Source organism: Shewanella electrica, from assembly GCF_022321485.1.
Lineage (GTDB): Bacteria > Pseudomonadota > Gammaproteobacteria > Enterobacterales > Shewanellaceae > Shewanella > Shewanella electrica.
On record NZ_JAKOGG010000002.1, the window covers coordinates 178,772 to 198,058 of the forward strand.

17 protein-coding genes are annotated in these 19,287 nt (G+C 48.9%); 11 read left to right on the top strand and 6 right to left on the bottom strand.

The annotated features are described in order from the left end of the window. The first annotated feature begins 106 nt into the window (after positions 1 to 106). A complete protein-coding gene (locus L9G74_RS03345; protein ID WP_238894865.1) occupies positions 107 to 1,174 on the top strand; it encodes a DKNYY domain-containing protein in 1,068 nt (355 codons plus the stop codon). Between the two features lie 113 nt (positions 1,175 to 1,287). Here the strand turns inward: L9G74_RS03345 and L9G74_RS03350 are convergent, their stop codons facing one another. Beyond that, the gene (locus tag L9G74_RS03350; protein ID WP_238894866.1) at positions 1,288 to 3,426 is read right to left on the bottom strand and encodes a TonB-dependent hemoglobin/transferrin/lactoferrin family receptor; all 2,139 of its coding nucleotides are present in this window, start codon (positions 3,424 to 3,426) and stop codon (positions 1,288 to 1,290) included. A gap of 387 nt (positions 3,427 to 3,813) precedes the next feature. Between L9G74_RS03350 and L9G74_RS03355 the strand changes: the two genes are divergently transcribed. The 4 genes from L9G74_RS03355 (at position 3,814) to L9G74_RS03370 (ending at position 5,626) form a co-directional block, all read left to right on the top strand. Next, the gene (locus L9G74_RS03355) at positions 3,814 to 4,215 is read left to right on the top strand and encodes a hypothetical protein (RefSeq protein WP_238894867.1); all 402 of its coding nucleotides are present in this window, start codon (positions 3,814 to 3,816) and stop codon (positions 4,213 to 4,215) included. Positions 4,216 to 4,364: 149 nt separating this feature from the next. Then, the gene (locus tag L9G74_RS03360) at positions 4,365 to 4,625 is read left to right on the top strand and encodes a hypothetical protein (protein ID WP_238894868.1); all 261 of its coding nucleotides are present in this window, start codon (positions 4,365 to 4,367) and stop codon (positions 4,623 to 4,625) included. 1 nt (position 4,626) lies between these two features. Further along, positions 4,627 to 5,289, top strand: coding sequence for a DNA-methyltransferase (locus L9G74_RS03365; protein WP_238894869.1), 663 nt, complete (start codon positions 4,627 to 4,629; stop codon positions 5,287 to 5,289). Between the two features lie 70 nt (positions 5,290 to 5,359). Then, on the top strand, positions 5,360 to 5,626 hold the full coding sequence (locus L9G74_RS03370) for a hypothetical protein (protein WP_238894870.1): 267 nt from the start codon (positions 5,360 to 5,362) through the stop codon (positions 5,624 to 5,626). 222 nt (positions 5,627 to 5,848) lie between these two features. Here L9G74_RS03370 and L9G74_RS03375 read toward each other — a convergent pair whose 3' ends face one another. The 5 genes from L9G74_RS03375 to L9G74_RS03395 form a co-directional block, all read right to left on the bottom strand. Then, entirely contained in the window at positions 5,849 to 6,853 is a 1,005-nt protein-coding gene (locus tag L9G74_RS03375; RefSeq protein ID WP_238894871.1) for an ArsA family ATPase, read from the bottom strand. A 7-nt stretch (positions 6,854 to 6,860) separates the two neighbouring features. Next, complete coding sequence (locus tag L9G74_RS03380; RefSeq protein WP_238894872.1) at positions 6,861 to 7,136, bottom strand: cory-CC-star protein; 276 nt, start codon at positions 7,134 to 7,136, stop codon at positions 6,861 to 6,863. Then, complete coding sequence (locus tag L9G74_RS03385) at positions 7,136 to 8,818, bottom strand: carbon starvation CstA family protein (protein ID WP_238894873.1); 1,683 nt, start codon at positions 8,816 to 8,818, stop codon at positions 7,136 to 7,138. The genes L9G74_RS03380 and L9G74_RS03385 overlap by 1 nt, the downstream gene beginning before the upstream one ends. Before the next feature lie 281 nt (positions 8,819 to 9,099). Continuing rightward, positions 9,100 to 9,915, bottom strand: a complete 816-nt coding sequence (locus L9G74_RS03390) for a DUF2797 domain-containing protein (protein ID WP_238894874.1) — start codon at positions 9,913 to 9,915, stop codon at positions 9,100 to 9,102. Positions 9,916 to 10,004: 89 nt separating this feature from the next. Next, the gene (locus L9G74_RS03395; protein WP_238894875.1) at positions 10,005 to 10,514 is read right to left on the bottom strand and encodes a glycine cleavage system transcriptional repressor; all 510 of its coding nucleotides are present in this window, start codon (positions 10,512 to 10,514) and stop codon (positions 10,005 to 10,007) included. A 187-nt stretch (positions 10,515 to 10,701) separates the two neighbouring features. Between L9G74_RS03395 and L9G74_RS03400 the strand changes: the two genes are divergently transcribed. The 6 genes from L9G74_RS03400 to L9G74_RS03425 all read left to right on the top strand — a co-directional run bounded on the left by L9G74_RS03400 (position 10,702) and on the right by L9G74_RS03425 (position 19,284). After that, positions 10,702 to 12,957 carry an ABC transporter permease subunit gene (locus L9G74_RS03400; RefSeq protein WP_238894876.1) on the top strand — a complete coding sequence of 752 codons (2,256 nt, stop codon included), beginning with the start codon at positions 10,702 to 10,704 and terminating at the stop codon, positions 12,955 to 12,957. 47 nt (positions 12,958 to 13,004) lie between these two features. Further along, a complete protein-coding gene (gene pstA / locus L9G74_RS03405) occupies positions 13,005 to 14,657 on the top strand; it encodes a phosphate ABC transporter permease PstA (protein WP_238894877.1) in 1,653 nt (550 codons plus the stop codon). 39 nt (positions 14,658 to 14,696) lie between these two features. Further along, complete coding sequence (gene pstB / locus L9G74_RS03410; RefSeq protein WP_438944546.1) at positions 14,697 to 15,512, top strand: phosphate ABC transporter ATP-binding protein PstB; 816 nt, start codon at positions 14,697 to 14,699, stop codon at positions 15,510 to 15,512. Between the two features lie 28 nt (positions 15,513 to 15,540). Beyond that, on the top strand, positions 15,541 to 16,242 hold the full coding sequence (gene phoU / locus L9G74_RS03415; RefSeq protein ID WP_238894879.1) for a phosphate signaling complex protein PhoU: 702 nt from the start codon (positions 15,541 to 15,543) through the stop codon (positions 16,240 to 16,242). 155 nt (positions 16,243 to 16,397) lie between these two features. Then, entirely contained in the window at positions 16,398 to 16,994 is a 597-nt protein-coding gene (locus tag L9G74_RS03420) for a DUF502 domain-containing protein (protein WP_238894880.1), read from the top strand. A 319-nt stretch (positions 16,995 to 17,313) separates the two neighbouring features. After that, complete coding sequence (locus tag L9G74_RS03425) at positions 17,314 to 19,284, top strand: BCCT family transporter (RefSeq protein WP_238894881.1); 1,971 nt, start codon at positions 17,314 to 17,316, stop codon at positions 19,282 to 19,284. The last annotated feature ends 3 nt before the right edge of the window (positions 19,285 to 19,287 follow it).

Genomic DNA, 19,287 nt, shown 5'->3' on the forward strand with positions numbered 1-19,287 from the left:
CCGAATGATAAAGCGGTTAGCTCGTGAATGGATATCATTGTGAAATGGCGATGTTTGCCAGCGCTATACAGGGATTTTTAACTCACTTTAAGTCGGTTTGGATGTTATGAAGTTGGTATTCGATATTTTTATGTCATTGGTATTTTGTTTTTGGCCAATGCTGATGATGTTCTCGCCTATGATGTTTGATGCACCAGGCTCCGAGAAAAATGTCAAAATGATCACCATCATGTGCTTGATCATGATGTATCCGATTGTTATCGCTGCGGCGTTCTTCGCCTTTGATATTCACTATTTGGACTTCTCGCCATCAACCTTGCTGCTCTACTGCACGGTGATTGTTCTCGGCGGTTTTACCTTATTTGGTTATCCCAAAATGATTTGGAATCTCATTCGAGGAATTCCAGCTAGCGGTTATGCCGTGGTGCGGCAGCAGGTGTATTTCAGCGGTAATAAAATTAGCATGGCGGATGCACCAAGTTTTCAACTGTTGTCGCTAAATGTCGCCGATGAACAGCGGCCATGCCGTTACGCCGCAGATAAGCGTCACTGCTATTACTTAGGCAAAGTGGTGCAAGGTTTTCAACCTGACAACGCCTACGTCACACTGATTGATGCGCGCGAATATCTGGTTAACGACAGCCAAATTGCTGATGCTGGCAAGTTGCTGGAGGGCGCTAATCCTAAGACCTATCACGTCTATCAGCCGTATAGCAGTTGGGCTTATTCGGCCAATGGTGATGATGACACTGTGTATTATCTTCACCAGCCGTTGCCTAATATCGATTATGCGAGTTTCACCCCGTTGACTCATGCCTTTGGCAAAGACCATAACGCCTTGTTTCATCGCCAGCAGCGGGTGGCACTTGAAGTCGATTTAGCCAGCTTCAAGTTATTAGATGATGACTGTTATTTTGCTGATAAAAACCATTTTTATTACTTGAGCGACACCGGTCTAGCGCGGCTGGATAACGAACATATTGATGATATTGCGTTATTAGGTCATCGCTACATCAAAGGTAAACATGCCATCTATCACTATCGTTTTGACCATCTCACTGTGGTCAAACAAGCGGATGTTGCCAGCTTCGAAGTGACCGATTACGACGCGCAACACCAATCCCATGCACGCGATAAACACCACTATTTTATGAGAGGCGAGGTGGTTGGTTGATATTGCCGCTGCGTGATTCGACGGGACATAGATAATGGCTCCGTGCCATATAAAACGGGCGCTAAGTTAACCACTTAGCGCCCGTTATTGTAGGTGATAACTAGCAACAGCCGTTAGAAGCTGTATTTGATGCCAACACCAAAGTTACGGCCTGGTTGGGTGTAGCGATAAAGATTTTCGTTGTTGTTGCTGAGGCTACGGATGTCATTCCACAGCAAATACTCTTTATCAAACAGGTTAAATACCCCTGCGGTCAGGCGCAGATTGTTGATTGGCTCAACATACGCGGTCAAATCGACCACGGTAAAGCTGTCGGTGGCTAACCACTGTTTGCTGTCGGTGATGTCAGAAGTTTTCTTCTTCGCCGTCCAGCTCGCGGTTAAACTGCCACCCCAGTTGTTGGCTGAGTCATATTTCAGCGCAGTGAACAGTTCCATCGGCGCGACGCTATCCAGCGGTTGGTCATCGCCAACATTGTCACCTTCGGCATAGGCGAAGGCGGCATCTAATCGCAAACCATCACGGTAGCCAAACCATTTCGCTAGATCGACCGAACCACGTAATTCCGCGCCTTTGATCTCCACTTTATCCAAGTTTAGCGAGGTGAATTGGCCGAGCATATACTCTGGCGAGCTGCCTTGAGACACTTGGCTTTCAATAAAGTTACGGTAATGGTTGTCATAAACTGTTAACTCAGCACTGACAATATCGCTAGCCCAACGCAAACCGGCTTCAGCAAAAGTGCTGTTCTCTGGTTCAAGATCGGGGTTCGGGCGAATAATGTAACTCATATTCATGCCGCCGAAGCTGACGCTGTGCTCGTAGTAGTAATACAGCTCGGTCATCGCAGGCGCTCTAAAGCCACTGCCGTAACGGCCAAACATCGACAACTGCTCGGTGATATGCCAATCAAAGCCCAACTGACCAGTGAGCTTGTCGTCGCGGCTATCGCCCCAATCAGCAATATATTGATCAGAAGAGGTGCTGTAGTGATAGCGGTCGTAGCGTACAGCAGGTAGCAGCGCAAAGTTGTCGGTTAGCTGCCAATGGTCGGCCAGATATACGCCCCATTTATTACCGTCGGCGGGCGGTGAGAAGCGGCTAGTGTCGGTGGCATTGTTAACCGTGTCTTGGTTGAGGTTGGCAAACTCTTGGTATTGATAATTGCCGCCATAGCTGAGCTGATGGTCACCCAGCTGCTTGACCAGTTTTACGCTACCTTGCCAGCCTTTTTGATCATAAAAACGATCCACAAAGCGCTGTGATACAGCACTATCGAGGTGAGTACCGTTGGTGGTTTTGTTTTTTTGATAATCTAGCTGCCAATGTAGCGAGTCATACATGGCGGTAGCTTGGGTAATATCCTGAAACACGCCGATGCGATAGCGGGTCAGTTCATCGTCGCTGCGATCCGTAGTGGTATCGGTACTTTGCGAGAACAGGTCGATTTCTGATGTGCCTTTGAAATACTCACCAGTGACACCAATGCGGCTACCATCCAATTGCCAAATCAATTTCCCCAGCAAGTTGTCAGAGCTGTTATCGCCCGGATTCACTTTGCCACGGGCAACGCCCATCACATCGCTGCCACCGCCGTGGTTTTCCCGTTCCTGACCATCACGGCGAGTATAAACCAGCAAGGACTCGATATCGCCAGTGCGATTGGCGAGGGTAGCGGTTTCGCTGAAACGTTCGCTATCGCTGCGGTAGTTGGCCGCGAGTGAGAAGTAGCTATCATCGCCACTGGTGTTGAGATAATCCTGAGGTTGTTTGGTATTAAACCGTACCACGCCACCAAAGGCGCCAGAGCCAGCGCTCACATCACCACCTTTGACGATTTCCATGGCTTGCAATGCATCGGTGTCGAGGCTGTTACGGCCCGATTGCAGATAAGTGGTCGTTGGACCGTAGCTGTCGGCCATCTCCACGCCGTCAACCAACAGTTTGACGCGGTTACCGTCAAGGCCACGAATGTTAATACTACCAATGCCAAAGCGCTCGTCGCGGGTAACAGTGACTCCCGGCTCATAGCGCAGTGCATCAGCAATATCGGTGCTAATGGTATTAGCGATGGTGTCAGCGCTGATGTTGACGATAACGCTGTCAGGTTTGGCCGTCGTCAGGCGATTGCCGTCTACTTGAATACGTTCACCAATCGCGTGGCTAGCGCTATTGTTGGGGGCTTCATCCGCGTAGGCTGTGGTACTGAACACCGCGGCTGCAATTAACGTTAGGCGAAATCTTGTATGCATCGTTGTTGATATCCCTATGAAAAAAATCGCCGAGAAGTTTCGTGTATTTACAAATGATAATCAATATCAAATGCTAATTATTCTTATTTGAATGTGTAAAGATTGCTTGGGGGGGGCGTTGGCCGCTGGTCGAGTAAGGGAGCAAGGGGCTTGGTTGGGCTGCTGATGACTCACGCTTAACGATGAGTTTTATCCAGCACTAATTGAAATTTCCGCATATTAAGCTGAGTGGCGACCAAAAATTACGCGTTGTGCGGATGGTGTATTGAGCAGAATGCTGATAAGTTCAGTACATACAGATAGTTAACTGTGTGCGTTTTTACTGATCTAATGAGGTAAAGGCGTATACGTACTAATACAATGTTGTGCATCTTAAAGGGTTTATTGATGTCTGAATCATTTGCAACAACTTACGCAAAGGCAATAGATGATCTTGCAGGCAAAATATTCATCCCTGCGTTGATTGCTTCTTTATTAGTTGAATTAGGCCCTTCCTATCAAAATTGGCAAAATGCGGGCTTAATCGAGACTTATGTAGCGTTTGCTCTTGGTGGATTTTTTCTCGCTGGCATTATATTTTTTGTCATGGCTTATATAAGCATTTACCTCTTTAGTGGAGAAGATGTAGCTCCAATTATTGCTATATTCATAATGCCGTTAGGTTTTATCGGACTGTTTCCCGAGCAATTTGTAGATTTCCAAGTGCCATTTAGTAAAGTAACTGGTGTAGCAATTTTGGCTTGGTCTTTTGTTTTGCTAAACAATAAATACTTTGGCAACGATGCATAACAAACCACTCAAGACTCTCGCTTCGCTCGCTGGGACGCTAACACATGGGCTGTGTCACTTCGTTCCTAATTTTAGTCCATGTGCTATCGCCCCTTAGTGAGGTGTTAGGTGTTTTTTCGGAAATTTATATCGGTAATCAAGGAGATAACATGATATGTAAAATTTGTGGCAAACCACTAAAACAAGCGCAATGGAAAAATAATAATACACTCAAATCTTGTCCCCATTGTTCCCTAGAAAATGGCGAACAGCATGTATATTATGCCTACCCTGACCGTTTCGGCGAAACGCCTAAAAGAGCAACACCGAAACACCCTGAAGGGCCACAAAGCCATTGCACTGAATGTCGCCCAAAACATCCTGCACCATCACCTCATGAAGGTGCTATTTACTGTGAAGAACTGAAATAAATTGCCTAAATTATCAACATTAGATGCGGTAGATTGGTTACGCAGTCTACCGGATCAAAGCGTAGACCTATTAATTACTGATCCTCCGTATGAATCATTAGAAAAACATCGAGCAATCGGTACGACAACAAGATTAAAGATCAGTAAATCATCAAGTAATGAATGGTTTACGATTTTTCCAAACTCTCGATTTGAAGAATTATTTGAACAAATTTATCGAGTTCTTAAAAAAAACAGCCATTTCTATTTGTTTTGCGACCAAGAAACCATGTTCGTCGTTAAACCAATAGCGGAACAAATGGGCTTTAAATTTTGGAAACCTATAATTTGGGATAAATGTGCTATTGGTATGGGTTATCACTACCGAGCAAAATATGAAATTATTCTCTTTTTTGAAAAAGGTAAGAGAAAACTTAAAAACTTATCAATACCTGACATCTTGAGTGAAAAAAGAATTATTCGTGGATATCCCACAGAGAAACCAACCGCTTTGATCGAGGTGTTAATTGAACAAAGCTCCAGCGAACACGACGTAGTAGCAGATCCATTTTTTGGTTCAGGCGCAACCATCATTGCTGCAAAAAATCTCAAACGCAATGCTATTGGTACAGACATATCTGGAGCCGCGCATGAACATATAGCTGCTCGGTTACAAAATACCTAACAAAAACTCGAAACTGGACGGCACTGCGTGCCGCCATTTAAGTAACAGTTAGGTATACAAGGAATGTTCGGTGCCAATTTATGTCAAAGTAGATGGTTCAGATGAAAAAGTAGCTCAACTTGCAGAAGGTGGTTGGGAATTACGATCTCAGATAGAAGCGCTAGAATCCTGGCTGCTCACAAATCCTCTCAATCTCGTACCAGCAAAGTACATAGCAGATCTTGGTTTTACTATAAGAGAGAATGCATGTGGCGGCGGGGCAATATTATCACCAGAAGCAATGTCTATAATGGGGCGCCTAGGTATCAAGCTGTATTTATCAGAGTACGGTGAGTAATGAATACCTAACAAACCAAGTCAGCGTGACACTAACACGTAGGCTCTCGTCACTTCATTCCGTATTTTAGCCTACGTGTTATTGCCCCTGTTTGGGGCGTTAATCCACAGAAATCTTTATTCGGCATCCACTCGATAATGCCAACAATCCACCATTTTTATCCATAACTCAGTTATGTCGAGTACGACAATTGGTAACGCCGTTATCGCGCGGTGCGAGAGCTTAAATTCCACTGCTCGCCAAGCGCTCTGCCATCGCATTAAGGCCATCAATGCCTTCAATATCGGTGGGTTGTAGCTGCAATTTAAACCGCGGCAGTTTGCTAAAGCGTTGGTCGATATCGGCGAGGTGTTTTTGCTCCTGCACGCGGCGCTGCGCCAGAAACTCACCATCGGCATTATCGGGCAAAATCCGGTTAACCACTAAACCCGCTAACGGCAGCTTTTCATCGAGCAGCGTGTCAACGGCGCGGCTGGTTTCTAAAATCGGCAGTTTTTCGGGCGTGAGCACAAACAGCAGCGCGGTTTGCTGTTTATCTAACAAAATTTCCCGTGTGCGTTGCAGCAGCCGTTGTCTGGTCAGCAGCGTGTCGGCAATCGCCTTGTTGCGTGGGTCCATACCCGCGGTGGCGTGTTCGCTCGGGTCATCAAATGGATTGGTCACATCGCGGCCAGCTTTCGGCGTCAGATGCTCCAGCACCGCGCCGAGTTTTTCAGACTTTTCATTGGCCTTTAGTAACCCTTGAGTCCACGCTGCCATCGCCTCGGGCAAACTGAGCAAGCGCAAGGTGTGGCCGGTTGGTGCGGTATCAAAAATCACTAAATCGTATTGCTGTTGCGCCAGTTCAATGGTTTTGGCGATGCGTTCCAACAAGGCCGCTTCTTGCGCGCCTGGTGATTGGCGCGTTAGCCGCATCTGTCGTTCAATTTCGCCAAACATTTCGGGGCGGGTAAAGCGTTTGAGTTGGCTGGTGACTTGGGCGAGATGTTGCTCCACCTCGGCATCGGGGTCGATCTCAAGCGCATCCAGATTCGGTGCCATGCGGGTGATATGGTTACCAATGTGACGCGCAAAGGCATCACTTAGGCTGTGAGCCGGGTCGGTGGAAACCAGTAGCACCTTACGGCCGCGATTGGCGGCCAGCAGTGCCAGTGAGCTAGACACCGTGGTTTTTCCGACACCGCCTTTACCACCTACCCAAATAACGCGTTTTTCGGTCAGTAACATCTAGACCTCAACAACATTTAAATTGATCGAGCGGCGAGTGGGGCATGCCCATGCGCTTATGCCAATCATGGAATTTTTCTAACATGATGGGCTGCAATTCCAGCGTGTAATAGCTAGCGGGATTTGGCACGCCCATCATTTCCGAAAACACTAACAGCATGAAAAGATCGTCCTGCTCGCGCCGCGCCCGCGCTACTGCCGCTCGAAACGGCGCGTTGTAGGCTTCTTCAGCAAACTGGCTGGCATCGCGAAACAGGCGACGGATCTTCTCAAGCTTTATCATTAGTTGCTCCCGGCATCGGCCGCTTTGCGCTCCTTGATGGTGCGCGTCAACGTCGCAACACATTCAAGGGTAATCACAATGGCCGCTATCAGCACAATCAGGTCGAGGGTGAACAGAAACCAGTCTTCTTTGACGTAGAAACCTTTCAGCTGAATAATCAACCCCGCGATAGTCATCACCAGCAGGAACACCAATGGTGCGAGGGTATAGATCATTGGTCGGCCCAGTTTCACCAACATCACGGTGATCACCAGCAAGGTTAAACCGCCCAATAATTGGTTGGTGGTGCCGAACAATGGCCAAATCAACAAACCACCAGAACCATCACCACCGGCACCAAACGCCAGCAGTAAACAGCTGCCCACCGCGAGGAGAGTGGCGACTGAACCACGGCTCATCCACTTGATGTTATAAATGCTGCCCCATTCTTGGAAAATATAGCGTTGCAGACGCAGCCCTGTATCCATGGTAGTACCGGCAAACAACACCACCATTACCGTCAGCAGTGTTTGCGCCATGGTTTCGTCGATACCAAGACCAGATTCCAGAATATTGGCCCCGCCGCGAATAAACGCGCCGACGCCGCCTTGACCAAAGGCGTGATAAACACTCTGCCAATCAGCTAATGTGGCAAAACCGGCAGTGGTGGCAATGATGGCGGCTAACGCCAGTGAACCTTCACCGATGGCACCAAAGTAACCCACAAAGCGCAGGTCGGGTTCTTTATCCAACTGTTTCGAGGTAGTACCTGATGCCACCAAACCGTGGAAACCGGAGATAGCGCCGCAAGCAATCGTCACAAACAGCAGCGGCACAATCGATGGCGTGCCTGCTGGCACATCGGTATTAAACGCGGGGGCAACAATCTCTGGGCCAGAGATAATCACTGCACCGTACAATAAGCCCAAGCCGATAAACAGCTGAATACCATTGATGTAGTCGCGTGGTTGCAGCAGCATCCATACTGGTAACAAAGAGGCAATGGCTGCATAGACAAACAGCAGGATAATCCACGTCTCGTTATTGGTGAGTACGCCAACGGTTTCTGGCAGCGAAATTGGCATCATCGGGCCAACGTAGATCATGCCGTAAAGCGCGATAACACCCACAATGGTGACCACTAACAGATTGATCAGTTTGCGATAAATCAGTTGGCCGACAATCAATGCCACCACAATTGCACCCCATACCGGAATGGTGGCGCTGGGGAAACTGATCAACTGCTTGGCGATTACCACCGCGAATACTGCGTTAACCATCAATAGCACTAAGAAGATCACAATCATAAAGATCGAACGCGCGCGGGCGCCGATGACGTCACCGGTCACCGCACCAATCGATTTGGCTTTGTTGCGGTTACTGGCCCAAATGGCGCCAGCATCATGCACACCAGCAAAGAAGATGGTGCCGAGTGTGACCCATAAGAAGGCGGGCACCCAGCCCCAAATTACCGCGATAGCCGGGCCGATAATTGGCGCCGCCCCAGCAACTGAGGTGAAGTGGTGGCCCCAGAGCACATATTTGTTGGTTGGCACATAATCGACACCATCGCTCATCGCATGCGAAGGGGTGACAAAGTTAGGGTCAACTTTAAAGATTTTTTGGCAGATAAATTTGGAATAAACGAAATAGCCTAAGGCCATGGCGCCTAATCCCATTAACATCAGCAAAATCGCGTTCATCGGTGATTACCTCTTAGCGTAAAGCATGGTTATTTTCATGATGTTAACGAATAGAGGTAGTTGGCTAGAATCCGACCAAGGTCGAACAGTGGCTATTTAGCTAACATATTGATCTCCAAGATAGAGTCTAAATTAATTAGCTTTTGCTTAATGTTAATGGAAAAGTTACAAGTTTGTGCGTTAATAGACTTGTTAGCTGTAAGGACTATTGGCGACTTATTACATACTTATGCGGAAATATAGCCGCCATTGTTGGGCAAGAATGGCGGCATCTCGTGAGATTAGTGGCTTACTTCAACTTCATAGCTAGTAAACTTACGAATATTAATCACGCCAGTATCAAAGATCAGATATTGGCCTTTTAACCCGAGTAGGGTGCCGCTGACGACGACATCCTTATCAAAATTATGCGATTTAATTTTTTGCGGGTATTGGCTCACCGGATAATTAATCGCGGTAATTTCGGGCGTAAGTGCTTCAATCGCAAAGTTGGCATTGTTATCTAGCTCGCTAATACGCGCCTGAATTTGTGGCAGTAGCTCGTTCGCCAGTTGCGGTAAATTAAGCGGATCGTTATCGCCCTTCAGCATGGCTTGCCAGTTGGTTTTATCGGCAATCAACTCGGCTAATGCAACTTCGATTAGCCCCGAAAGGTAACGCGAGTTCACTTTATACAGCGGCATACCTTGAGTGGCGCCTTGGTCCAACCAACGGGTAGGCAGTTGGGTGTGGCGGGTAATGCCCACTTTAACGCCAGAGGTGTTGGCTAAATAGACGTAATGCGGCACAAAACAGTGGCTTAAGCCCCAATCTGGTTCGCGGCAGGTGCCTTGGTCGAAGTGGCAGGTTTCTGGCTTCATCACACACATGTCACAGCTCGCCAGTTTTTTCATGCAGACAAAGCAGTGGCCTTGGGAGTAACTTTTCTTAGTGCGTTTACCGCAGTTGCAGCAATAGATATTGCCAGTGTGAGTGAGCGTTAACGGTTGACCAATCAGTGGATTCAGATCCAAGGTTTGTTCACCAACGCGCAGTTGATATTGGGCGATGCCGTCATCCCCAAGGGTGACAGCCATTTTGTCCAGCGTTCCAATCATGCTATTGCTCTAAGCTATTATTTTATGGGCGGCAGTTTATCAGGCTTAAAACTTGTTTGTGATAGAAAAAAGCGATTAACTCAACGCTGCTATGATTGACGGCTGCGTAACTTGTCGATGACCACATCATCGCCAATCTCATACAGTGCTTCGGTCAGCAGGGTTTCCTGTTGGTTGTCGGTCAAGGTTAAGCCGATGGTGGCGCGAAACAACGCAATGCCAGTGTGGCTGGCACTTTCAAATTTGCTGCTAAACTGTTCAATATTGATGCCTAAGCTACTGGCTTTATTGGAGATCTCTTTGACTAAACCAGGGCGGTCGTAAGCCACTAAGCTCAAGGTTAACCGTTTATAGGGTTTGGTTTGCGTGCCTGCGGCCGCGTGGGTGAGCGACATACCGTCGATAGACTCAAGTGCTTCAATAAGGTCGTCCCAATGTTGGCCGTCAATCTCTAACAGCAGAATGGCGGCAAAGATGCCATCAATATGGCGTAACTCTGAGTCCAGCCAGTTGCCGCCGTGATGGCTCACTGCGTTGGCAATCTGCTCTACCAGTCCGGTGCGGTCTGGCACTTGTAAGGTTATGAGATATCGACCCATATTTTGCGAACTCCTGTATGCTCATTGCGTTATGCGCTGTAACATTATTGTCATCTAGGCGTCATATAATACAGCGTGCCCTACTTCGCCCTCGCGTTGGGGCAGGGTGTGGTGTCATTTATTGTTAGCACAGGCCGATAATGAATCACAGCGGCATTGTTCACGAGTTTTAATATTGAGGTTTTGAATGGAACGTCAGGTTGCTAAGCCTGCACCCTTAAAGCATGACATTTTACAGGCGCGGCGCGGAAACCGTCGGGCAGTCAAAGATAAACTCACGCAATTAGGTGTTTCTTTTGGTGGCATCATGGTGTTTGTCGCCTTGCTGCTGATCTTCTTTTATCTACTGTATGTCATAAATCCAATTTTTGCCTCGGCCTCGGTGACGCCGAAGGCGAGCATTGCCGTGCCACCAAGCCAGAGCCAAGTGTTACTGCTCGGCAGTGATGAGCAGCGGCAACAGCTATATCGCGTATTGAATGACGGCAGTGTGGATTTTGTCAGCGCCGTTAACCAGCAAGTCCATCATCAAGCACTGCCATTACCCGCTGGCGCTACTATCACCAGTGCCGCGCGCTCAATGCCGAGCCAGCAGGCGTTCGCCTTTGGTTTTGATAACGGCCAAGTGCTGCTGGCGAACATCGATTTTGTGGTGACCTATCCTAATAACCAGCGGTTGATTACACCCACGATCCGTTATCCGCTGACGACTCCGACACTGCAATTAGCCTCGGTTGATCAAGCCGTGCGCCAACTGGCATTTGCCTACAGTAAACAGCAGTTGAGTTTTATCTACGCCGATGATGCGCAGCATTGGCATTTGGTGCGCATGGATGGTGAGCAAAACATGCTCACCGAAGAGGTTGAATGGCAAACCAGCCAACAGCAATTGCCAGATACGCCAAGTAAGGTCAGTCAGCAGTTGTTGACCCCAGATCAACAGCAGGCGCTGTTGCTGTCGGGTAACAAGCTGTTTATCTATCACATTCAACAAGCCAATGATGTATCACTGCAACAAGTGGTGAGTTTGGAGCGAGCCAATGCCCGCGTGACTGACGTGGAGTTGCTGGCTGGTGCGAGTTCGGTGTTGGTGAGTTATAGCGATGGTGTGGTTGCACAGTATTTTCAGGTCAATGGTGAGAATGGTCGCCGTTACCAATACATCCGCCAGTTCAGCAAACTAGGGCAAGTAGACGATCTCGCCAGCGAGTTTTATCGCCGCAGCTTTGCCACGGTGAGTGATTCCGGTCAGTTGACTTTGTTGTACACCACCAGTGAGCGACAACTGCTATCGCAGCAACTGCCGGTGGAAAACCTACAAGCGGTGGCTTTTAGTCCCCGCGCCGATGGCTTAATTACCGCCACGACTGACGGTTTGCAGCTGTTTGATGTGAGCAATCCGCATCCAGAAGTGTCGTGGAGCGCGCTATGGCAACAAGTGTGGTACGAAGGTTACCCAGAGCCTGATTATGTGTGGCAGTCCACCTCGGGCACCGACGACTTTGAAGCTAAATTTAGCTTAACGCCGCTGGCGTTTGGCACCCTGAAAGCGGCGTTATACGCCATGCTGTTTGCTACGCCAATCGCCTTAGCTGGGGCGATTTACACCGCTTATTTTATGTCAAGCAAAGTGCGCTCGGTGGTCAAGCCGACCATTGAAATCATGGAAGCACTGCCAACGGTGATCTTGGGCTTCTTGGCGGGGTTGTGGTTAGCGCCGCTGGTGGAATCGCATCTACCCGGCTTGTTAATGTTACTGATTTTTGAGCCTATCGGCGTGCTGTTGGTAGCTTATGCGTGGTCGATATCGCCACCAGTGGTGAAACAATGGCTACCGGAAAACTATCAAGAGTTGATGTTGATCCCGGTGGTGTGTTTTATCGGTTGGCTGTGTTTCCAACTGAGCCCCGCCGTTGAGATGTGGCTGTTTGACGGCGATAGCCGCTTGTTCATCACCCAAACCTTAGGGCTAGGCTTTGATCAACGTAATGCGCTGGTGGTGGGGATTGCTATGGGCTTTGCGGTGATCCCAACCATTTTTTCTATCGCGGAAGATGCCATCTTCTCGGTGCCACGTCATTTGTCTAATGGCAGCTTGGCACTGGGGGCCACGCCGTGGCAAACGCTGACCCGCGTAGTATTACTGACTGCCAGTCCGGGGATTTTCTCGGCCGTGATGATGGGCCTTGGCCGTGCCGTGGGCGAAACCATGATTGTGCTGATGGCAACCGGCAACACCGCCATTATGAACTGGAGCATGTTTGAAGGCATGCGTACCTTGGCGGCCAATATCGCAGTAGAAATGCCAGAGTCTGCTATCGGTAGCTCGCATTATCGCATTCTGTTCCTCGCCGCGTTTGTACTGTTTTTATTTACCTTTGTATTCAACACCATCGCTGAAGTTGTGCGTCAGCGGTTGCGTGAGCGCTATAGCGCCTTGTAAGCAGGATCTATGATGATGAACTCTTTCAATAGTCGCGAGTGGGCATAATGGGCAGATGGTTTAAATCTGGCTCGCCATGGATTTGGCTCACCGGCTCGGCGGTAAGCATCAGCTTGATTGCGGTGCTTGGTTTGCTATTGCTGATCGCTTGGCGTGGCCTGAGCTATTTCTGGCCAGCGACGATTTATCAATGGGAGTTGCAGGATGATAACGGTCAGCCATACCGTTTAATCGGCGAAATCCATGATCGCGAGCAAGTGCCGACTGACCGTTTAAAGGCGGCAGGGCACCATTTTCCGGCAGATACTGGCGAGTTTGTTGAGCGCTTTCTGGTGAAAACTGGTAACCGTGAACTGGTGAGTCTCGATTTCCGCTGGATTCTGGCTTCCGATATTCTTACTCGCAGCGAACCCAAGGAATTGGCGGTATTTGAGCGCAGTAAAAATGGTAACTTTTATGGTGAGCCAGTCGCGGTGTTGCAAGCGGGCACCAAGCTGGAAACCGCCTCAGTTGAACAGTTACTGCAACAACGTATTGACCACGCCGTGGCGTTAAATGCGCAAGCCGATGCGTTGCAAAAACACGATATTGGCGCAATCAACTACCAATTGGAACGGCTGCGGTTACAGGCGCGCAAATATCAATTGAACGATGATTATACCGAGGCGCACCAAACCGAGATTGCCGCCGAGCAACAGCAGTACCAGCAGCAATATCAGCAGTTAGAACAGCAATTATTTGCGATGCGTGAACAAGCTGGTCGTGATGCGGTGGTGGTCAAAGATATGCGTGGCGAATTGGTCACTTTGTCACTGGATACTGTGCTGAACGTTACCTACAGCAACCGTTTGTCTACATGGCAAAAGTTGCTGACATGGGGCCAGCGGGTAGGGCATTTTGTTAGCGATGAACCGCGCGAGGCCAACACCGAAGGTGGCGTGTTCCCGGCAATTTTTGGCACCGTGTTTATGGTGTTGTTGATGGCGGTGATTGTGACGCCATTTGGGGTTATTGCGGCGGTTTATCTGCACGAATATGCCAAAAACGGTTGGTTAACCCGCATTATCCGCATTGCGGTGATCAACTTAGCTGGTGTGCCATCGATTGTTTATGGCGTATTTGGGCTAGGCTTTTTTGTATACATGATTGGTGGCTCCATCGACCAGCTGTTTTTCCCTGAGGCTTTGCCGTCACCGACCTTTGGTTCGCCGGGGATGTTGTGGTCAGCGCTGACTTTAGCGATTTTGACATTGCCAGTGGTGATCGTCTCAACCGAGGAAGGGCTGAGCCGTATTCCCAGCTCGATTCGCCAAGGCAGTTTGGCGCTCGGTGCGACTCAGGCAGAAACGCTGTTTCGTATTGTGTTGCCGATGGCAAGCCCAGCAATTATGACCGGTTTGATTTTGGCAGTAGCGCGCGCAGCGGGTGAAGTGGCGCCGTTGATGTTAGTTGGCGTGGTCAAATTGGCGCCTAACTTGCCGCTGGATATGAATTTTCCGTATGTACACCTTGAGCGTAAGTTTATGCATCTTGGCTTTCATATTTACGATGTCGGTTTCCAAAGCCCGAACGTGGAGGCGGCACGGCCATTGGTGTACGCCACCTCATTTTTGCTAGTGACGGTGATTGTGACGCTCAACTTAACGGCGATCAGTGTGCGTAACTATTTGCGCGAGAAATATCGCTCACTCGAAAACTGATGGCTGTAGACCAAAGAGATAGGATTACTGAATATTATGATGTCACTTGATGCCGCTCATGGCCCTTCGGGCAAAGTGGATCTGCGCCAACTCACACCAGAACAAACGGCGCTGGAAATTAACGGCTTAAATTTGCATTACGCGGACAAACAGGCGTTGTTTGATGTGTCGATGAAAATTCCACGCAAACAAGTCACCGCGTTTATCGGCCCCAGCGGTTGCGGTAAATCTACCTTGCTGCGTTGTATCAACCGCATGAACGACCTCGTGGATGATTGCCGCATCAGCGGTGAAGTGCTGCTAAACGGCCATAATATCTATGATAAATCGGTCGATGTTGCCAAGTTGCGCCGCAATGTCGGTATGGTGTTTCAACGGCCCAATCCGTTCCCCAAATCGATCTACGAAAACGTGGTTTATGGCCTGCGATTGCAGGGCATGAATAACCGTCGTGAACTCGATGAAGCGTGTGAGCGTTCGCTACGCGGTGCCGCGATTTGGGACGAAGTGAAAGACCGTTTGCATGATAACGCCTTTGGTTTATCTGGCGGTCAGCAACAACGTTTGGTTATCGCGCGGGCGATTGCGATTGAGCCGGAAGTTCTATTGCTCGACGAACCCACCTCGGCGCTGGATCCTATTTCGACGCTGACCATTGAAGAGCTGATCACCGATCTTAAGTCGCGCTTCACTGTGGTGATTGTGACGCACAACATGCAACAGGCGGCGCGCGTGTCTGATCAAACCGCCTTTATGTATCTGGGCGAGCTGATCGAATACGCCGACACTAACACTATTTTTACTACGCCGAAAAAATCTAAGACCGAAGATTACATCACCGGTCGCTACGGCTAAGCACTAGGGGCTGATAAGGATAATAACGATGGATAATAAACAACTCACCCGTCATATCTCTGGCCAGTTTAATGCCGAGCTAGAAGATATTCGCAACAAAGTGTTGGCGATGGGCGGCTTAGTCGAACAGCAGCTAGAGCAAGCATTAGATGCGTTAGGCGCTTTAGATATGGAGTTGGCGCAAAAGGTGATTGAAGGTGACCACCGCGTCAACGGTATGGAAGTCGACATCGACGAAGAATGCACTCGTATTATTGCCAAACGGCAACCCGCCGCTAGCGACTTGCGCTTGGTGATTGCGATCTCCAAAACCATTGCTGACTTGGAACGGATTGGCGACGCTTGTGTACGCATTGCCAAAGCTGCACTGGAAAAACGTAGCAATAACCAACAGCCACTGTTGGTGAGTATCGAAAGCATGGGGCGCCACGCCACTCGTTTGCTGCACTCTACCTTAGATGCGTTAGCGAGGATGGACGTAGAAGCCGCCATTGAACTGCACAAAGAAGATGCGCTGCTCGATAAAGAGTACGAGGGCATTATTCGCCAACTGATGACTTACATGATGGAAGATCCGCGTTCGATTCCCGGTATTCTCGATGTGCTGTGGGCGGCGCGCGCGGTGGAGCGGGTGGGTGATCGCTGTAAGAACATCTGTGAATATGTCATTTATTACGTCAAAGGCCGCGATGTGCGCCATGTGTCGTATGAAGAGATGGAAAAAGATTAACGCACCAAATCATCTGTTGCTTGCGTTTCAATGAGCGCCGCCAGATTAGGCGGCGTTTTTATCGGCGCAATAACGTCATAAAGCTGATTCCAGTTAACTGCGGCAGTGTTAACATAGCCGTTTGGCGATGTCGCTCATGTTATTTTGAGGTTGTTATGAAGCGTACCCTTATCCGTGGTTTGCTCAACGTGTTACCTATGGCGTTAAGCCTGTGGCTGTTTTGGTCGTTATTTGCATCCTTGGATGAGCTTGGCAATCTGATGTTGTCGCTGATTGGCCAACATAAATGGTTTACCGGTGCTGGATTTGTACTGGTGGTGTTATTGGTGTTTATCGCCGGTTTGCTGTTCTCGGTCAGCCCCATTGCTTGGTTGTGGAGCTGGATTGAACGGCAATTGATGCGTTTCCCACTGTTTAAATCGGTGTACGGCAGTATTCGTGACATTGCCTCACTGATGAATCGCGACCCGTCCAAACCGAAACATCAACAAACTGTACTGGTGAAACAAGCTAACGGCGGTTTTGTGGTGGGCTTTATTATGACGGAAACGGCGCCGCAACCGTTGTTGGATGCGCTACCCGAAGGTGATTGGGTGCCGGTGTTGTTTCAGTTGTCTTATCAAATGGCCGGTATTACTAGCTTAGTGAAGCGCACTGATCTGATTTTTGTCGATTGGTCGTTTGAAGAGGCGATGCGGTTTAATTTAACTGCAGGGATCTCCACATCGGCTGATGTTTCCGCAACCAAATAGGATTAATCCGACCATTTCGGCACAGAATGCCCTAATTAGTGCAAATTTGTGTATAATCGTCGCGTATTATTTTAAAAATACGCTCAATCTCGTAACGAGCCGACCTTTCACCTTGGTTCGTGACCGCCAATCTTTTCCACGATTGGCAGCTTTCCCATTAATGGAGAATCACTCTGCCGCGGGAAAGATAACGTCATAGAGATTGGATATAACAACGATTAACCCAAAAGGCAGAAAGTTGGTTGTTTTGACATATACTTATTCGAGCTTGGCTTGGTAAAGCACTGTTTTGACAACCTTTCAACTAATGGGAGTGTTCATGTCTTTTAAAACCAGTATTAACGGTCCGGTGTTCTATCCGTCCGTCATTTGTCTTGTTGCGCTGGTGCTTGTGGGCGTTATTTGGCCACAATCGGCGCAGACATTGTTTGACAGTGTGCAAAATTGGCTGCAACTCAAAGTCGGCTGGCTGTATATCTTAGGAGTGGCTGGCTTTCTTATCTTTATCGTTTTCATCATGCTCAGCCGTTACGGTGACATTAAGTTAGGCCCCGATCATTCGGAGCCTGATTACAGCTACGGCACGTGGATTGCCATGTTGTTTTCCGCCGGTATGGGCATCGGTTTGATGTTCTTTGGTATCGGTGAACCGGTAATGCACTTCTTGGCGCCACCTGATGCCGATCCCGGCACCATGGAAGCGGCGAAAGAAGCGCTAAAAATTACCTTCTTCCACTGGGGCTTACACGCTTGGGCGATTTATTCGATTGTTGCCTTGAGTCTGGCTTATTTCAGTTATCGTCATAAATTACCGCTACTGCCGCGCAGTGCGTTGTACCCGTTGATTGGTGAACGCATTTACGGTCCTATCGGTCACACCGTCGATACCTTAGCGGTTATCGGTACTGTGCTTGGTGTGGCGACATCACTCGGTTTCGGTGTGGCACAGGTCAACTCAGGGCTGCATCATTTAGTGGGCGACAGCCTGCCGATTTCACCAACAGTGCAGGTGATTCTTATCGCGCTGATCACCGGCTTGGCGACCATTTCTGTAGTTACTGGGGTGGACAAGGGCATTAAGATCCTCAGCGAACTTAACATGGGCTTGGCCTTTGTGTTGATGGTGTTTGTGCTGTTAGTCGGGCCGACGGTGGATTTGCTGCAACACTTTGTGCAAAACACTGGCGCGTATCTGAGCGACATCGTCAATAAGACCTTTAACTTGTACGCCTACCAACAGAAAAATGACTGGCTTGGCGGCTGGACCTTGTTCTATTGGGGCTGGTGGATCTCTTGGTCACCATTCGTTGGTACCTTTATTGCCCGAGTTTCTCGCGGCCGTACCATTCGTCAATTCCTCGTCGGTGTGATGTTTGTGCCATCCGGTTTCACCTTCCTGTGGATGACCATTTTTGGTAACTCAGCCATTGACGCCATCATGAACCAAGGTGCGCAATACTTGGCTGATGCCGTGTCATCCGACGTATCCGTGGCGCTGTTTACCTTCTTCGAGCATCTGCCGTTCAGTGGGTTACTGTCGATTCTGGCGGTGTGTCTGGTGGTAACTTTCTTTGTGACCTCATCAGATTCTGGCTCATTAGTGGTGGACAATCTGACCTCTGGTGGCGACGAAAATGCGCCGGTATGGCAACGCGTTTTCTGGGCGCTTGCCGAAGGTGTGGTGGCATCAGCCTTGTTGCTGGCCGGTGGTTTGAAAGCGTTGCAAACCGCATCAATCGCCAGTGCGATGCCGTTTTTGATTGTGATGTTCTTGATGTGCATCGGTCTGTTCAAAGCGTTAAAAGATGATCGGCTGAAACTGATGAGTGTTAGGCTGCACAACTCCAGCGTGCAGTACACCAAAACCAGTGTGCCGTGGCAGGAACATCTTGATGTGCTGATCTCGCACCCATCTTATAAAGAGGCGCGGGCGTATCTGGACCAAATTGCGGAAGACGCATTAACTGTGGTGCAAAAAGAGTTTAAGCGGCGTGGTATCAGTGCCGATTTGCACTACGATAATGAGAATGATCGTATCCGCTTGATCATTGATGGCGATGAGCAGCAAACTTTTGTTTACGCTCTACGGGTGCGCAGTTACACCATGCCGACCTTGTCGGATGATAGTGATAAAAACTATTATCGCGTGGAGGTATTTCTGGAGCATGGCGGTCAGTATTATGACGTTATGGGCTATACGGCTGAGCAGTTACAGGCCGATGTAGTCACGCAATACGAGAAATATCGTCATTATCTGCACTTATCCGGTGCGGAATACAACACCCTGTAAGCG

Coding starts and splice junctions, on each gene's coding strand:
- L9G74_RS03345 (WP_238894865.1), top strand. CDS start 107: ATGAAGTTGGTATTCGATATTTTTATGTCATTGGTATTTTGTTTTTGG.
- L9G74_RS03350 (WP_238894866.1), bottom strand. CDS start 3,426: ATGCATACAAGATTTCGCCTAACGTTAATTGCAGCCGCGGTGTTCAGT.
- L9G74_RS03355 (WP_238894867.1), top strand. CDS start 3,814: ATGTCTGAATCATTTGCAACAACTTACGCAAAGGCAATAGATGATCTT.
- L9G74_RS03360 (WP_238894868.1), top strand. CDS start 4,365: ATGATATGTAAAATTTGTGGCAAACCACTAAAACAAGCGCAATGGAAA.
- L9G74_RS03375 (WP_238894871.1), bottom strand. CDS start 6,853: ATGTTACTGACCGAAAAACGCGTTATTTGGGTAGGTGGTAAAGGCGGT.
- L9G74_RS03380 (WP_238894872.1), bottom strand. CDS start 7,136: ATGATAAAGCTTGAGAAGATCCGTCGCCTGTTTCGCGATGCCAGCCAG.
- L9G74_RS03385 (WP_238894873.1), bottom strand. CDS start 8,818: ATGAACGCGATTTTGCTGATGTTAATGGGATTAGGCGCCATGGCCTTA.
- L9G74_RS03390 (WP_238894874.1), bottom strand. CDS start 9,915: ATGATTGGAACGCTGGACAAAATGGCTGTCACCCTTGGGGATGACGGC.
- L9G74_RS03395 (WP_238894875.1), bottom strand. CDS start 10,514: ATGGGTCGATATCTCATAACCTTACAAGTGCCAGACCGCACCGGACTG.
- L9G74_RS03400 (WP_238894876.1), top strand. CDS start 10,702: ATGGAACGTCAGGTTGCTAAGCCTGCACCCTTAAAGCATGACATTTTA.
- pstA (WP_238894877.1), top strand. CDS start 13,005: ATGGGCAGATGGTTTAAATCTGGCTCGCCATGGATTTGGCTCACCGGC.
- pstB (WP_438944546.1), top strand. CDS start 14,697: ATGTCACTTGATGCCGCTCATGGCCCTTCGGGCAAAGTGGATCTGCGC.
- phoU (WP_238894879.1), top strand. CDS start 15,541: ATGGATAATAAACAACTCACCCGTCATATCTCTGGCCAGTTTAATGCC.
- L9G74_RS03420 (WP_238894880.1), top strand. CDS start 16,398: ATGAAGCGTACCCTTATCCGTGGTTTGCTCAACGTGTTACCTATGGCG.
- L9G74_RS03425 (WP_238894881.1), top strand. CDS start 17,314: ATGTCTTTTAAAACCAGTATTAACGGTCCGGTGTTCTATCCGTCCGTC.